Annotated in this window: 14 protein-coding genes and 1 tRNA gene; all 15 read left to right on the forward strand. The window is 57.8% G+C overall.

What is annotated here, in order from left to right:
• Nucleotides 1-267 (forward strand): EF-Tu C-terminal domain-related protein (locus tag QOS90_RS27275; protein WP_502944311.1); only part of this gene is annotated, 267 nt, incomplete at its 5' end.
• 54 nt (nt 268-321) lie between these two features.
• A tRNA-Trp gene (locus QOS90_RS27280) sits at nt 322-397 on the forward strand.
• Between the two features lie 44 nt (nt 398-441).
• Nucleotides 442-810 carry a preprotein translocase subunit SecE gene (gene secE / locus QOS90_RS27285; protein WP_027595465.1) on the forward strand — a complete coding sequence of 123 codons (369 nt, stop codon included), beginning with the start codon at nt 442-444 and terminating at the stop codon, nt 808-810.
• A gap of 9 nt (nt 811-819) precedes the next feature.
• Nucleotides 820-1,353, forward strand: coding sequence for a transcription termination/antitermination protein NusG (nusG, locus tag QOS90_RS27290; protein WP_003255501.1), 534 nt, complete (start codon nt 820-822; stop codon nt 1,351-1,353).
• Nucleotides 1,354-1,472: 119 nt separating this feature from the next.
• The gene (gene rplK, locus QOS90_RS27295) at nt 1,473-1,904 is read left to right on the forward strand and encodes a 50S ribosomal protein L11 (RefSeq protein WP_027595466.1); all 432 of its coding nucleotides are present in this window, start codon (nt 1,473-1,475) and stop codon (nt 1,902-1,904) included.
• Nucleotides 1,904-2,599 carry a 50S ribosomal protein L1 gene (gene rplA / locus QOS90_RS27300; protein ID WP_027595467.1) on the forward strand — a complete coding sequence of 232 codons (696 nt, stop codon included), beginning with the start codon at nt 1,904-1,906 and terminating at the stop codon, nt 2,597-2,599. Before rplK ends, rplA begins: the two co-directional genes overlap by 1 nt.
• A gap of 198 nt (nt 2,600-2,797) precedes the next feature.
• Nucleotides 2,798-3,298: a 50S ribosomal protein L10 gene (gene rplJ, locus QOS90_RS27305; protein ID WP_027595468.1), complete on the forward strand. Its 501-nt coding sequence runs from the start codon at nt 2,798-2,800 to the stop codon at nt 3,296-3,298.
• Between the two features lie 78 nt (nt 3,299-3,376).
• Nucleotides 3,377-3,742, forward strand: coding sequence for a 50S ribosomal protein L7/L12 (rplL, locus tag QOS90_RS27310; protein ID WP_007957596.1), 366 nt, complete (start codon nt 3,377-3,379; stop codon nt 3,740-3,742).
• Nucleotides 3,743-3,792: 50 nt separating this feature from the next.
• Nucleotides 3,793-3,963: a hypothetical protein gene (locus tag QOS90_RS27315; protein WP_155951450.1), complete on the forward strand. Its 171-nt coding sequence runs from the start codon at nt 3,793-3,795 to the stop codon at nt 3,961-3,963.
• Nucleotides 3,963-8,036, forward strand: a complete 4,074-nt coding sequence (gene rpoB, locus QOS90_RS27320) for a DNA-directed RNA polymerase subunit beta (protein ID WP_027595469.1) — start codon at nt 3,963-3,965, stop codon at nt 8,034-8,036. Before QOS90_RS27315 ends, rpoB begins: the two co-directional genes overlap by 1 nt.
• Before the next feature lie 64 nt (nt 8,037-8,100).
• The gene (gene rpoC, locus QOS90_RS27325; protein ID WP_027595470.1) at nt 8,101-12,300 is read left to right on the forward strand and encodes a DNA-directed RNA polymerase subunit beta'; all 4,200 of its coding nucleotides are present in this window, start codon (nt 8,101-8,103) and stop codon (nt 12,298-12,300) included.
• 211 nt (nt 12,301-12,511) lie between these two features.
• Complete coding sequence (rpsL, locus tag QOS90_RS27330) at nt 12,512-12,883, forward strand: 30S ribosomal protein S12 (RefSeq protein ID WP_003255492.1); 372 nt, start codon at nt 12,512-12,514, stop codon at nt 12,881-12,883.
• A 106-nt stretch (nt 12,884-12,989) separates the two neighbouring features.
• The gene (gene rpsG / locus QOS90_RS27335; RefSeq protein WP_008089143.1) at nt 12,990-13,460 is read left to right on the forward strand and encodes a 30S ribosomal protein S7; all 471 of its coding nucleotides are present in this window, start codon (nt 12,990-12,992) and stop codon (nt 13,458-13,460) included.
• Nucleotides 13,461-13,490: 30 nt separating this feature from the next.
• Nucleotides 13,491-15,635 (forward strand): elongation factor G, encoded by a 2,145-nt coding sequence (gene fusA / locus QOS90_RS27340; RefSeq protein WP_027595471.1) that lies wholly within the window; start codon nt 13,491-13,493, stop codon nt 15,633-15,635.
• Between the two features lie 27 nt (nt 15,636-15,662).
• Nucleotides 15,663-16,096, forward strand: a 434-nt coding sequence (locus QOS90_RS27345; RefSeq protein WP_125862958.1) for a GTP-binding protein, incomplete at its 3' end; no start/stop codon positions are given.

Here is a 16,096-nt window from a genome sequence, read left to right on the forward strand (position 1 = left end):
GCAGAAGTCTACGTCCTGTCGAAGGAAGAAGGCGGCCGTCACACTCCGTTCTTCAAAGGCTACCGTCCTCAGTTCTACTTCCGTACCACTGACGTGACCGGTAACTGCGAACTGCCGGAAGGCGTTGAAATGGTAATGCCAGGTGACAACATTCAGATGACTGTCACTCTGATCAAGACCATCGCAATGGAAGACGGTCTGCGCTTCGCTATCCGTGAAGGCGGTCGTACCGTCGGCGCCGGCGTCGTAGCAAAAATTATTGAATAAGTAGTTGATTTACTTGATCAGGCCGGTATAATGGCCGGCCTGATACAGCGTTACAGGTCAGTAGCTCAATTGGCAGAGCGACGGTCTCCAAAACCGTAGGTTGGGGGTTCGATTCCCTCCTGACCTGCCATTCACCTCGGTGTGATTGGCTTTCTTCTCACAGGATCCTCCCCGATGACTCCCAAAACTGAAGCCCAAGAATCGCGTTTTGATCTGTTCAAGTGGCTGGCTGTAGTTGCTTTGGTGGTTGTTGGCGTCGTGGGTAATCAGTATTACTCCGCCTCCCCAATCCTGTATCGCGTACTCGCATTGCTCGCCCTGGCTGCGGCTGCTGGCTTTGTTGCCTTGCAGACTGCGAAGGGTAAGTCGTTCTTTGCGCTGGCGAAGGAAGCTCGTACCGAGATCCGTAAAGTCGTGTGGCCGACCCGCCAAGAAACCACTCAGACCACGCTGATTGTCGTGGCTGTAGTTCTGGTTATGGCGCTGCTGTTGTGGGGTCTTGATTCCCTGCTCGGCTGGGCGGTCTCCTTGATTGTTGGCTAAGGGTGTCCCGTGGCTAAGCGTTGGTACGTAGTGCATGCTTACTCGGGTTACGAGAAGCATGTGATGCGCTCGCTGATCGAGCGCGTCAAGCTGGCTGGCATGGAAGACGGTTTCGGCGAAATTCTGGTTCCGACCGAAGAAGTCGTTGAAATGCGTAACGGCCAAAAGCGCAAAAGTGAGCGCAAATTCTTCCCTGGCTATGTTCTGGTCCAGATGGAGATGAACGAAGGGACTTGGCACTTGGTCAAGGATACCCCTCGTGTGATGGGCTTTATTGGTGGTACCGCAGACAAGCCTGCGCCAATCACTGATAAAGAAGCTGAGGCTATCCTGCGTCGCGTTGCCGACGGCAGCGACAAGCCGAAGCCGAAGACGCTGTTCGAGCCAGGTGAAGTGGTTCGTGTCATTGACGGTCCGTTTGCTGACTTCAATGGCAGTGTCGAAGAGGTTAACTACGAAAAGAGTCGCCTCCAGGTGGCGGTGCTCATTTTCGGTCGCTCTACTCCGGTGGAGCTCGAGTTCAGCCAGGTCGAGAAGGTCTAGGCGAACGAAGCATCCCATACCCCGCAGCCCTGTGTGCTGCGGGGTTTTGTCGTCACTGGGATAAAACGCAAGTCATCCGGGGAGCCATCTGGCGTTTGTACCCGATTTTGGAGTAGCTCATGGCTAAGAAGATTCAGGCTTACATCAAGCTGCAAGTTAAGGCCGGCCAGGCCAACCCAAGCCCACCCGTTGGTCCAGCACTGGGCCAACACGGTGTGAACATCATGGAATTCTGCAAGGCCTTCAACGCCCGTACTCAGGGTCAAGAAGCCGGCCTGCCGACTCCTGTGATCATCACTGTTTACAGCGACCGTAGCTTCACTTTCGAGACCAAGAGCACCCCTGCCTCGGTTCTGCTGAAGAAAGCTGCTGGCCTGACCAGTGGTTCGGCTCGTCCGAACACCGTTAAAGTCGGTACCGTGACCCGTGCTCAGCTCGAAGAGATCGCCAAGACTAAACAGGCTGATCTGACCGCTGCTGACCTGGACGCTGCTGTACGCACCATCGCTGGCTCTGCCCGCAGCATGGGCCTGAACGTGGAGGGTGTGTAATGGCTAAGCTGACCAAGCGCCAAAAGGCCATTGCTTCGAAAATCGAAGCTGGCAAAGTTTACAACTTCGAAGAAGCAGCAGTGCTGCTGGCCGAACTGTCCACCGTGAAGTTCAGTGAATCCTTCGACGTTGCCGTCAACCTCGGCGTTGACCCGCGTAAATCCGACCAGGTCGTTCGTAGCGCTACTGTGCTGCCACACGGCACTGGCAAGACCGTACGCGTTGCCGTCTTCACCCAGGGTCCAGCTGCTGAGGCCGCTCTGGCTGCCGGCGCTGACCGTGTAGGTATGGACGATCTGGCTGCAGAAATGAAAGCCGGCGACCTGAACTATGACGTCGTCATCGCATCGCCTGATGCCATGCGCGTTGTTGGTCAGCTGGGTCAGGTTCTGGGTCCTCGCGGCCTGATGCCTAACCCGAAAGTGGGTACTGTGACTCCAGACGTAGCCGGCGCTGTCAAAAACGCCAAGGCTGGTCAGGTTCGCTACCGTACCGACAAGAACGGTATCATTCACACCTCCGTTGGCAAAGTCGGCTTCGAAGCTGGCAAGCTGAAGGAAAACGTTGAAGCCCTGATCGCTGATCTGAAGCGTATCAAGCCAGCTTCTTCGAAAGGTATCTACGTCAAGCGCGTTACCCTGAGCACCACTATGGGCCCAGGCCTGGTCATCGACCAGGGTTCGCTGAACGCGTAAGGCCATGGCGGTGCGACGTGTCGCGCCGCCAGCAAAAAATTGGGGTCCCTGCCTGGCGGGGGCTATCCAAGACCGTAGGCGGCGCAAGCCTTAAACCACAAGCCTACGCAGATGGTGCTCCCGATTCGTTATCGAATCAGACACCAAAACGACATCCGGCTTCGGCCAGATGAAACGGTAGAAACCAGGAGTAAACCCGTGGCAATTAAACTCGAAGACAAGAAGGCCATCGTCGCTGAAGTCAACGAGGCTGCCAAAGTCGCTCTGTCCGCTGTCGTGGCTGATGCCCGTGGTGTGACTGTAGGCGCAATGACCGGACTCCGTAAAGAGGCTCGTGAAGCTGGCGTTTACGTACGTGTCGTACGTAACACCCTGCTCAAGCGCGCTGTTGCCGATACTGAATTCAGTGTCCTCAACGACGCCTTCACTGGCCCGACCCTGATCGCTTTCTCCAACGAACACCCGGGCGCTGCTGCTCGTCTGTTCAAAGAGTTCGCCAAGGGTCAGGACAAGTTCGAGATCAAGGCAGCTGCGTTTGACGGCAAATTCATTGCCGCCAACCAGATCGATGTACTGGCTACCTTGCCGACCCGTGACGAAGCTATCGCACGTCTGATGAGCGTGATTCAAGGCGCCACCAGCAAGCTGGCTCGTACTCTGGCGGCCGTTCGCGACCAGAAAGAAGCTGCTGCTGCCTAAGGCGGCGTAACCTCTTTCAAAATCATTTGTTTAATTTGATGGCTGCGAAGGCTGTCACCCCAATACAGGATTTAAGTCATGTCCCTGACTAACGAGCAAATCATCGAAGCAATCGGCCAGAAAACCGTTCTGGAAGTTGTTGAGCTGATCAAAGCTATGGAAGAAACCTTCGGCGTTACCGCTGCTGTTGCCGCTGCTGGCCCAGCTGCTGCTGCTGCCGTTGTTGAAGAGCAAACCGAGTTCAACGTTGTTCTGGTTGAAGCCGGCGAGAAGAAAGTAAACGTGATCAAGGCCGTTCGTGAACTGACCGGTCTGGGCCTGAAAGAAGCCAAAGAGAAAGTCGACGGCGCTCCTCAGGTCGTAGCTGAAGGCGTTTCGAAAGAAGCCGCTGAAGACGCTAAGAAGAAGCTGGAAGAAGCAGGCGCTAAAGTCGAGCTGAAGTAATTTCGACTTTGCGATGCCAGCCTGAGCGTTGAGCACAAGGCTGATGGCTGGTGGCTTATGCCACCGGCCTTTTTCCGTTATTGGTGGCCGATCAGATCGGCCCCGATAACGAGCTGCAAGACACCCATGTGGGTGGCGCAAACCAAGGGGTTTGCACGATTTTCTGGCTGCTCCCGCCGGGAGAAGCCAAACAAGCAGGTGACCAAGCTGGGGAACGCTGATGGCTTACTCATACACTGAGAAAAAACGTATCCGCAAGGACTTTAGCAAGTTGCCGGACGTCATGGATGTGCCTTACCTCCTGGCCATCCAGCTGGATTCGTATCGCGAATTCCTGCAAGCGGGAGCATCCAAGGATCAGTTCCGCGACGTCGGCCTGCACGCGGCCTTCAAATCGGTATTCCCGATCATCAGCTACTCCGGCAATGCTGCCCTGGAGTACGTAGGCTATCGCCTGGGCGAACCCGCCTTCGATGTGAAGGAATGTGTCCTGCGTGGCGTGACCTTCGCGGTCCCACTGCGGGTCAAGGTGCGCCTGATCATCTTCGACAAGGAATCGTCGAACAAAGCGATCAAGGACATCAAAGAGCAAGAAGTCTACATGGGTGAAATCCCCCTGATGACTGAGAACGGTACCTTCGTAATCAACGGTACCGAGCGTGTGATCGTTTCCCAGCTGCACCGTTCGCCTGGTGTGTTCTTCGACCACGACCGTGGCAAGACGCACAGCTCCGGCAAGCTGCTGTACTCCGCTCGCATCATCCCTTACCGCGGCTCCTGGCTGGACTTCGAGTTCGACCCGAAGGACTGCGTGTTCGTGCGTATCGACCGTCGCCGCAAACTGCCGGCCTCGGTACTGCTGCGCGCACTGGGTTACAGCACCGAAGAGGTTCTGAACACCTTCTACACCACCAACGTGTTCCACGTTTCCGGCGAAAAACTCAGCCTGGAACTGGTACCTCAGCGTCTGCGTGGTGAAGTTGCGGTCATGGACATCCATGACGAAACCGGCAAGGTCATTGTCGAGCAGGGTCGCCGCATCACTGCACGCCACATCAACCAGCTCGAGAAAGCCGGCGTCAAGCAGCTCGACGTTCCTATGGAATACGTCCTGGGCCGCACCACCGCCAAGGCTATCGTGCATCCGGCTACCGGCGAGATCCTGGCCGAGTGCAACACCGAGCTGACCACCGAGCTGCTGATCAAGGTCGCCAAGGCACAGGTCGTCCGTATCGAGACCCTGTACACCAACGACATCGATTGCGGTCCGTTCATCTCGGACACCCTGAAGATCGACACCACCAGCAACCAGCTGGAAGCCCTGGTCGAAATCTATCGCATGATGCGTCCAGGCGAGCCGCCAACCAAGGATGCTGCCGAGACCCTGTTCAACAACCTGTTCTTCAGCGCCGAGCGTTACGACCTGTCCGCCGTAGGCCGCATGAAGTTCAACCGTCGTATCGGTCGTACCGAGATCGAAGGTTCGGGCGTGCTGAGCAAGGAAGACATCGTCGAGGTCCTCAAGACCCTGGTCGACATCCGTAACGGCAAAGGCATCGTCGACGACATCGACCACCTGGGTAACCGTCGCGTACGTTGCGTCGGCGAAATGGCCGAGAACCAGTTCCGTGTTGGCCTGGTGCGCGTTGAGCGTGCGGTCAAGGAACGTCTGTCGATGGCTGAAAGCGAAGGCCTGATGCCGCAAGACCTGATCAACGCCAAGCCGGTAGCGGCGGCGGTGAAAGAGTTCTTCGGTTCCAGCCAGCTGTCGCAGTTCATGGACCAGAACAACCCGCTCTCCGAGATCACCCACAAGCGCCGCGTTTCTGCACTCGGCCCTGGCGGTCTGACCCGTGAGCGTGCTGGCTTCGAAGTCCGTGACGTACACCCGACCCACTACGGCCGTGTGTGCCCGATCGAGACCCCTGAAGGTCCGAACATCGGTCTGATCAACTCCCTGGCAGCCTATGCCCGCACCAACCAGTACGGCTTCCTCGAAAGCCCGTATCGCGTGGTGAAGGAAGGCGTGGTCAGCGACGACATCGTGTTCCTGTCGGCCATTGAAGAAGCGGATCACGTCATCGCCCAGGCTTCGGCTGCGATGAACGAGAAGAAGCAGCTGATCGATGAGCTGGTAGCGGTTCGTCACCTGAACGAATTTACCGTCAAGGCGCCAGAAGACGTCACCTTGATGGACGTTTCGCCGAAGCAGGTTGTTTCGGTTGCAGCGTCGCTGATTCCGTTCCTCGAGCACGACGACGCCAACCGTGCACTCATGGGTTCGAACATGCAGCGTCAGGCTGTACCGACCCTGCGCGCTGACAAGCCGCTGGTAGGTACCGGCATGGAGCGCAACGTTGCCCGTGACTCCGGCGTCTGCGTCGTGGCCCGTCGTGGCGGCGTGATCGACTCGGTCGATGCCAGCCGTATCGTCGTGCGTGTTGCCGATGACGAAGTCGAAACCGGTGAAGCAGGTGTAGATATCTACAACCTGACCAAATACACCCGTTCGAACCAGAACACTTGCATCAACCAGCGTCCGCTGGTCAGCAAGGGTGATGTGGTCAAGCGTCACGACATCATGGCCGACGGCCCGTCCACCGATATGGGTGAACTGGCACTGGGTCAGAACATGCGCATCGCGTTCATGGCGTGGAACGGCTTCAACTTCGAAGACTCCATCTGCCTGTCCGAGCGTGTGGTTCAGGAAGATCGCTTCACCACGATCCACATTCAGGAACTGACCTGTGTGGCGCGTGACACCAAGCTTGGCCCAGAGGAAATCACCGCAGACATCCCGAACGTGGGTGAAGCTGCGCTGAACAAGCTGGACGAAGCCGGTATCGTTTACGTAGGTGCCGAAGTCGGCGCTGGCGACATTCTGGTTGGTAAGGTCACTCCGAAAGGCGAGACCCAACTGACGCCGGAAGAGAAGCTGCTGCGTGCCATCTTCGGTGAGAAGGCAAGCGACGTCAAAGACACCTCCCTGCGTGTGCCAACCGGCACCAAGGGTACTGTCATCGACGTCCAGGTCTTCACCCGTGACGGCGTTGAGCGCGACAGCCGCGCCCTGGCCATCGAGAAGATGCAGCTGGACGAGATCCGCAAGGACCTCAACGAAGAGTTCCGCATCGTCGAAGGTGCAACCTTCGAGCGTCTGCGTTCCGCCCTGAACGGCCAAGTGGTCGACGGTGGTGCGGGCCTGAAGAAAGGCACCGTGATCACTGACGAAGTACTGGACGGTCTGGAGCACGGCCAGTGGTTCAAACTGCGCATGGCCGAAGACGCGCTGAACGAACAGCTGGAAAAGGCTCAGGCTTACATCGTCGATCGCCGTCGTCTGCTGGACGACAAGTTCGAAGACAAGAAGCGCAAGCTGCAGCAAGGCGACGACTTGGCGCCGGGCGTACTGAAGATCGTCAAGGTCTACCTGGCTATCCGCCGCCGCATCCAGCCGGGCGACAAGATGGCAGGCCGTCACGGTAACAAAGGTGTGGTCTCGGTGATCATGCCGGTCGAAGACATGCCGCACGACGCCAACGGTACTCCGGTCGACGTCGTACTGAACCCACTGGGCGTACCTTCGCGTATGAACGTCGGTCAGATCCTTGAAACCCACCTGGGCCTCGCGGCCAAAGGCCTGGGCGAGAAGATCGACCGGATGCTCGAAGAACAGCGCAAAGCCGCTGAGCTGCGCGTGTTCCTGACCGAGATCTACAACGAGATCGGCGGTCGTCAGGAAAGCCTGGAAGAGTTCACCGATGCAGAGATCCTTGCCCTGGCGAACAACCTGAAGAAGGGCGTGCCTATGGCTACCCCAGTCTTCGACGGTGCCAAGGAAAGCGAGATCAAGGCCATGCTGAAACTGGCAGACATGCCAGAAAGCGGCCAGATGGTGCTGTTCGATGGCCGTACCGGCAACAAGTTCGAGCGTCCTGTGACCGTTGGTTACATGTACATGCTCAAGCTGAACCACTTGGTGGACGACAAGATGCACGCGCGTTCCACTGGTTCCTATAGCCTGGTTACCCAGCAGCCGCTGGGTGGTAAGGCGCAGTTCGGTGGTCAGCGTTTCGGGGAGATGGAAGTGTGGGCGCTGGAAGCATACGGCGCGGCATACACCCTGCAAGAAATGCTCACAGTGAAGTCGGACGACGTGAACGGCCGTACCAAGATGTACAAGAACATCGTGGATGGCGATCACCGTATGGAGCCGGGCATGCCCGAGTCCTTCAACGTGTTGATCAAAGAGATCCGTTCGCTCGGTATCGATATCGATCTGGAAACCGAATAACACGTGACGCGAAGGGGAGCGGGGCAGGTAATGCCCGCTTCCTGCTCCGCCAGGAGGAAAGGCCTTGAAAGACCTACTGAATTTGCTGAAAAACCAGGGTCAAGTCGAAGAGTTCGACGCCATCCGCATCGGTCTGGCGTCGCCTGAAATGATCCGTTCGTGGTCGTTCGGTGAAGTTAAGAAGCCGGAAACCATCAACTACCGTACGTTCAAACCTGAGCGTGACGGCCTGTTCTGCGCCAAGATCTTTGGCCCAGTCAAGGACTACGAGTGCCTGTGCGGCAAGTACAAGCGCCTCAAGCACCGCGGTGTGATCTGCGAGAAGTGCGGCGTTGAAGTTGCCCTGGCCAAGGTTCGTCGTGAGCGCATGGCGCACATCGAACTGGCCTCGCCGGTTGCCCACATCTGGTTCCTGAAGTCGCTGCCGTCCCGTATCGGCCTGCTGATGGACATGACCCTGCGTGATATCGAGCGCGTTCTCTACTTCGAGAGCTACGTCGTTATCGACCCAGGCATGACCACCCTTGAAAAAGGCCAGCTGCTGAACGACGAGCAGTACTTCGAAGCGCTGGAAGAGTTCGGTGACGACTTCGACGCCCGCATGGGTGCCGAGGCTGTCCGCGAGCTGCTGCACGCTATCGACCTGGAGCACGAGATCGGTCGCCTGCGTGAAGAGATTCCGCAGACCAACTCGGAAACCAAGATCAAGAAGCTGTCCAAGCGCCTGAAGCTGATGGAAGCTTTCCAGGGCTCGGGCAACCTGCCTGAGTGGATGGTCCTGACCGTCCTGCCAGTACTGCCGCCGGACCTGCGTCCGCTGGTACCGCTGGATGGCGGCCGCTTCGCGACCTCCGACCTGAACGACCTGTATCGTCGGGTGATCAACCGTAACAACCGTCTGAAGCGCCTGCTCGATCTGTCGGCGCCGGACATCATCGTGCGCAACGAAAAGCGCATGCTGCAGGAAGCGGTCGACGCCCTGCTGGATAACGGCCGTCGCGGTCGCGCCATCACTGGCTCGAACAAGCGTCCGCTGAAGTCCCTGGCTGACATGATCAAAGGTAAGCAAGGTCGTTTCCGTCAGAACTTGCTCGGTAAGCGCGTGGACTACTCCGGCCGTTCGGTAATTACCGTAGGCCCGACCCTGCGTCTGCACCAGTGCGGTCTGCCGAAGAAAATGGCCCTCGAGCTGTTCAAGCCGTTCATTTTCGGCAAGCTGGAAATGCGTGGTCTGGCGACCACCATCAAGGCTGCCAAGAAGATGGTCGAGCGCGAGCTGCCAGAGGTGTGGGACGTTCTCGCCGAGGTCATCCGCGAACACCCCGTACTGCTTAACCGTGCACCGACCCTTCACCGTCTGGGTATCCAGGCGTTCGAGCCTGTGCTCATCGAAGGTAAGGCGATCCAGCTGCACCCGTTGGTCTGTGCGGCGTACAACGCCGACTTCGACGGTGACCAGATGGCCGTTCACGTGCCGCTGACGCTGGAAGCCCAGCTCGAAGCGCGCGCGCTGATGATGTCGACCAACAACATTCTGTCGCCAGCCAACGGTGAGCCAATCATCGTTCCGTCGCAGGACGTTGTACTGGGTCTGTACTACATGACCCGTGAAGCCATCAACGCCAAGGGCGAAGGTCGCGTATTCGCAGACCTGCAAGAAGTCGACCGCGTATTCCGCGCCGGCGAAGCTGCCCTGCACGCGAAAATCAAGGTCCGTATCAACGAGACCGTGAATGACCGTGATGGCTCCGTCACCAAGAACACCCGCATCGTCGACACCACCGTCGGCCGTGCGCTGTTGTTCCAGGTTGTACCGGCAGGTCTGCCGTACGACGTGGTCAACCAGCCGATGAAGAAGAAAGCGATCTCCAAGCTGATCAACCAGTGCTACCGCGTGGTTGGTCTGAAAGAGACCGTCATCTTCGCTGACCAGCTGATGTACACCGGTTTTGCCTACTCGACCATTTCCGGCGTTTCGATCGGTGTTAACGACTTCGTTATCCCGGACGAAAAAGCACGCATCATCGGTACTGCTACCGACGAAGTGAAGGAAATCGAGAGCCAGTACGCCTCCGGCCTGGTAACCCAGGGCGAGAAGTACAACAAGGTCATCGACTTGTGGTCGAAGGCGAACGACGAAGTGTCCAAGGCGATGATGGCCAACCTCTCGAAAGAGAAGGTCATCGACCGCGAGGGCAAGGAAGTCGAGCAAGAGTCCTTCAACTCGATGTACATGATGGCTGACTCGGGTGCGCGGGGTTCCGCAGCACAGATCCGTCAGCTGGCCGGTATGCGTGGTCTGATGGCCAAGCCGGACGGCTCGATCATCGAGACGCCGATCACCGCGAACTTCCGTGAAGGTCTGAGCGTACTGCAGTACTTCATCTCGACTCACGGTGCTCGTAAGGGTCTGGCGGATACCGCACTGAAAACTGCGAACTCCGGTTACCTGACGCGTCGTCTGGTAGACGTGGCGCAAGATCTGGTCGTGACCGAGATCGACTGTGGCACCGACCACGGCTTGCTGATGACTCCGCACATCGAAGGCGGTGACGTTGTCGAGCCGCTGGGTGAGCGCGTACTGGGTCGTGTCATTGCCCGTGACGTGTTCAAGCCAGGCACCGAGGACGTCATCGTCCCAGCCGGTACCCTGGTTGACGAGCAGTGGGTCGAGTTCATCGAGCTGAACAGCATCGACGAAGTTATCGTGCGTTCGCCGATCAACTGCGAAACCCGCTACGGTATCTGCGCCAAGTGCTACGGTCGTGACCTGGCTCGTGGTCACCAGGTGAACATCGGTGAAGCTGTCGGCGTTATCGCTGCACAGTCGATCGGTGAGCCGGGTACCCAGCTGACCATGCGTACGTTCCACATCGGTGGTGCTGCAAGCCGGACCTCGGCTGCCGACAGCGTCCAGGTGAAGAACGGCGGTATGGTTCGTCTGCACAACCTGAAGCAGGTCGTGCGCGCCGATGGCAACCTGGTTGCCGTATCGCGTTCCGGCGAGCTGGCCATTGCCGATGAATTCGGTCGTGAGCGTGAGCGTTACAAGCTGCCTTACGGTGCGGTCATTTCGGTCAAGGAAGGTGACAAGGTCGAAGCTGGCGCCATCGTCGCCAAGTGGGACCCGCACACCCACCCGATCGTTACCGAGCTGAAAGGTACCGTGACCTTCGTGGGCATGGAAGAAAACATCACCATCAAGCGTCAGACCGACGAACTGACTGGTTTGACCAACATCGAAGTTCTGGACGTCAAGGATCGCCCTGCCGCAGGCAAGGAAATCCGTCCGGCAATCAAGATGGTCGATGCCAACGGCAAGGACCTGTACCTGCCAGGTACCGACGTACCGGCTCAGTACTTCCTGCCGGCCAACGCCCTCGTCGGTGTGGCTGACGGTGCACAGATCGGTGTTGGTGACGTTATCGCGCGTATCCCGCAAGAAACGTCGAAGACACGTGACATCACCGGTGGTCTGCCGCGCGTTGCCGACTTGTTCGAAGCGCGTCGTCCGAAAGAAGCCTCGATTCTGGCTGAAGTCAGCGGCACCATCGCGTTCGGTAAAGAGACCAAAGGCAAGCGCCGTCTGGTCATTACGCCGACCGACGGTAGCGATCCGTACGAAGAGCTGATTCCGAAGTGGCGCCACCTGAACGTCTTCGAAGGCGAACAGGTAAACCGCGGCGAAGTTATCTCCGACGGCCCGAGCGATCCGCACGACATCCTGCGTCTGCTGGGTGTGAGCGCGCTGGCCAAGTACATCGTCAACGAGATCCAGGACGTTTACCGCCTGCAAGGCGTTAAGATCAACGACAAGCACATCGAGACCATCCTGCGTCAGATGCTGCGTAAGGTCGAGATCGCCGAGTCGGGTGATTCCAGCTTCATCAAGGGCGACCAGATGGAGCTGACTCACGTACTGGTCGAGAACGAGCGTCTCGCCAGCGAAGACAAGTTCATCTCGAAGTTCTCGCGTGTGCTGCTGGGTATCACCAAGGCGTCGCTGTCGACCGAATCGTTCATCTCCGCGGCTTCCTTCCAGGAAACCACCCGCGTACTGACCGAAGCGGCCGTCACCGGCAAGCGCGATTACCTGCGCGGCCTGAAAGAGAACGTGGTCGTGGGTCGTCTGATCCCGGCCGGTACTGGTCTGGCTTACCACAGCGAGCGCAAGCGCCGCCGTGATGCCGACAAACCGCTGCGTGTGAGCGCCAGTGAGGTGGAAGCCGCACTGACCGAAGCGCTGAATTCCAGCGGTAACTAAGTACAGGGCAGGGCCCCGGCAAGCCCCGAACGGCCATCGTCGACATGAATTGTTGCCGATGACCGGGCGGGGAGGGCCGGGGCCTCGTCTTGACTGGGTGCAAGATCCTCCGTAGACTTTTGTACCCTTAAATTTGGTGAGGCTCCGTCTCGCCAATTTTTGGCTTTCTTGCAAGACAATAGAGTCGCAAGACAATCAGTGGAGCTAGTAGATGGCAACTATCAACCAGCTGGTACGTCAGCCGCGTAAGCGTTCGGTCGAGAAGTCCGACGTTCCTGCGCTGCAGAACTGCCCGCAACGTCGTGGCGTGTGCACCCGCGTGTACACCACCACGCCGAAAAAACCTAACTCGGCACTGCGTAAAGTTTGCCGTGTGCGTCTGACCAACGGTTTCGAGGTTTCCTCGTACATCGGCGGTGAAGGCCACAACCTGCAAGAGCACAGCGTCGTCCTGATCCGTGGCGGCCGTGTAAAAGACTTGCCAGGTGTTCGTTACCACACCGTTCGCGGCTCTCTGGATACTTCGGGCGTTAAAGGCCGTAACCAGGGTCGTTCGAAGTACGGTACCAAGCGTCCGAAGTAATCGGTCGTTTGCACCCATCCATTTTTTTGAGTCGATAAGAGTAAGGTCGGGCAGGGGTCGAAGACCCACGTCCCGGGCTAACCTGAAGACCGTTTGAGGGCTTATCATGCCAAGACGTCGTGTAGCAGCAAAACGTGAGATTCTGGACGATCCTAAATACGGATCCCAAATCCTCGCCAAGTTCATGAACCACGTGATGGAAAGCGGCAAGAAGGCCGTGGCCGAGCGCATCGTTTACGGTGCACTGGACAAGGTCAAAGAGCGCAAGAACAGCGACCCCCTGGAAATCTTCGAGAAAGCTCTCGACGCCATCGCTCCGCTGGTCGAAGTAAAGTCCCGTCGTGTCGGCGGTGCCACTTACCAGGTTCCGGTTGAAGTTCGTCCATCCCGTCGTAATGCTCTGGCAATGCGCTGGCTCGTAGACTACGCCCGCAAGCGCGGCGAGAAGTCGATGGCTCTGCGCCTGGCTGGCGAGCTGCTGGATGCTGCTGAAGGCAAGGGTGCTGCAGTCAAGAAGCGTGAAGACGTTCACCGTATGGCTGAAGCCAACAAAGCGTTCTCGCACTACCGCTTCTAATTCAAGCATCAATCATTTTGCGAGGGCTTTATGGCTCGTACTACAGCAATTAACCGCTACCGTAACATTGGTATCTGTGCCCACGTTGACGCGGGCAAGACCACCACTACCGAGCGGATCCTGTTCTACACAGGCCTGAGCCACAAGATGGGCGAGGTGCACGACGGCGCCGCGACCACCGACTGGATGGTTCAGGAGCAGGAGCGGGGTATTACCATTACCTCCGCTGCCGTAACTACCTTCTGGAAGGGCTCTGTTGGTCAGTACGACAACTACCGCGTAAACGTCATCGATACCCCTGGCCACGTTGACTTCACCATTGAAGTAGAGCGTTCGCTGCGCGTACTCGACGGCGCGGTCGTTGTGTTCTGCGGTACCTCCGGCGTTGAACCTCAGTCCGAAACCGTATGGCGTCAGGCCAACAAATACGGCGTTCCACGTGTTGTTTACGTGAACAAGATGGACCGTGCCGGTGCAAACTTCCTGCGCGTCGTAGGTCAGATCAAGAACCGTCTGGGTCACACCCCGGTTCCTGTTCAGCTGGCCATCGGTTCGGAAGATAACTTCCAGGGTCAGGTCGACCTGATCAAGATGAAGGCTATCTACTGGAACGACGACGACAAAGGCACCACCTATCGCGAGGAAGAAATTCCTGCCGATATGCTGGAGCTGGCTGAAGAGTGGCGCTCCAACATGGTTGAGGCGGCTGCCGAGGCCAGCGAAGAGCTGATGAACAAGTATCTGGAAGGCGAAGAGCTGACCGTCGAAGAGATCAAAGCCGGTCTGCGCGCGCGCACCCTGGCCAGCGAAATCGTACCGGCCGTCTGCGGTTCGTCGTTCAAGAACAAGGGCGTTCCCCTGGTTCTCGACGCCGTCATCGACTACCTGCCTGCTCCGACCGAGATTCCTGCAATCCAGGGTATCAACCCGGATGACAAGGATCTGGACAAAGACGATCCGGCTGTTCGTAAAGACGAGCGTCACGCTGACGACGACGAGCCGTTCTCGGCTCTGGCGTTCAAGATCGCGACTGACCCGTTCGTGGGTACTCTGACCTTCGTTCGCGTCTACTCGGGTGTTCTGACCTCCGGTGACTCCGTCATCAACTCGGTCAAGGGCAAGAAAGAGCGCGTTGGTCGTATGGTGCAGATGCACGCCAACCAGCGTGAAGAGATCAAGGAAGTGCGCGCTGGCGACATCGCGGCCCTGATCGGCATGAAGGACGTGACCACAGGCGAAACCCTGTGCAACGCCGACAAGCCAATCATCCTTGAGCGTATGGACTTCCCTGAGCCGGTTATTTCGCTCTCCGTAGAGCCGAAAACCAAGGCTGACCAGGAGAAGATGGGTATCGCTCTGGGCAAACTGGCCCAGGAAGACCCGTCGTTCCGCGTCAAGACCGACGAAGAGACTGGTCAGACCATCATCTCGGGCATGGGTGAGCTGCACCTGGACATCCTCGTTGACCGCATGAAGCGCGAGTTCAACGTCGAAGCCAACATCGGTAAGCCTCAGGTTTCGTACCGCGAGAAGATCACCAAGTCCAACGTCGAGATCGAAGGCAAGTTCGTTCGTCAGTCGGGCGGTCGTGGTCAGTTCGGTCACTGCTGGATCCGTTTCTCGGAGCCGGACGTCGACGAGAAGGGCAACATCACCGAAGGTCTGGTCTTCACCAACGAAGTCGTTGGTGGTGTGATTCCTAAGGAATTCATCGCCCCGATCCAGAAGGGTATCGAAGAGCAGATGAAAAACGGCGTTGTTGCCGGCTATCCGCTGCTCGGCCTGAAGGCCACGGTATTCGACGGTTCGTACCACGACGTCGACTCCAACGAAATGGCGTTCAAAATCGCTGCTTCGATGGCGACCAAGCAACTGGCCCAGAAGGGCGGTGGCGTGGTGCTTGAGCCGATCATGAAGGTCGAAGTTGTAACCCCGGAAGACTACCTGGGTGACGTGATGGGTGACCTGAGCCGTCGTCGCGGGATGATCCAGGGTAATGAAGACTCGGTGTCCGGCAAGGTAATCACTGCTGAGGTACCGCTCGGAGAAATGTTCGGTTATGCGACCGACGTTCGTTCCATGTCTCAGGGTCGCGCAAGCTACTCCATGGAATTCTCCAAATACGCCGAAGCTCCGTCGAACATCGTCGAAGCACTCGTTAAAAAACAAGGCTAATCCCCTTTAGGCAAGAGGTTCACTGTCGTGGCTAAAGAAAAATTTGATCGTTCCCTTCCCCACGTTAACGTCGGCACCATCGGCCACGTTGACCACGGTAAGACCACTCTGACCGCAGCTCTGACTCGCGTCTGCTCCGAAGTTTTCGGTTCGGCAGTCGTTGAGTTCGACAAGATCGACTCGGCTCCGGAAGAAAAAGCGCGCGGTATCACCATCAACACCGCTCACGTCGAGTACAACTCGAACATTCGTCACTACGCTCACGTCGACTGCCCAGGTCACGCTGACTACGTGAAGAACATGATCACCGGTGCTGCCCAGATGGACGGCGCGATCCTGGTTTGCTCGGCCGCCGATGGTCCGATGCCACAAACCCGTGAGCACATCCTGCTGTCCCGTCAGGTTGGCGTTCCGTACATCGTGGTCTTCCTGAACAAGGCTGACCTGGTAGACGACGCTGA

This window comes from Pseudomonas sp. LAIL14HWK12:I10, from assembly GCF_900184205.1.
In the GTDB taxonomy this organism is placed as follows: Bacteria; Pseudomonadota; Gammaproteobacteria; order Pseudomonadales; family Pseudomonadaceae; genus Aquipseudomonas; species Aquipseudomonas kermanshahensis.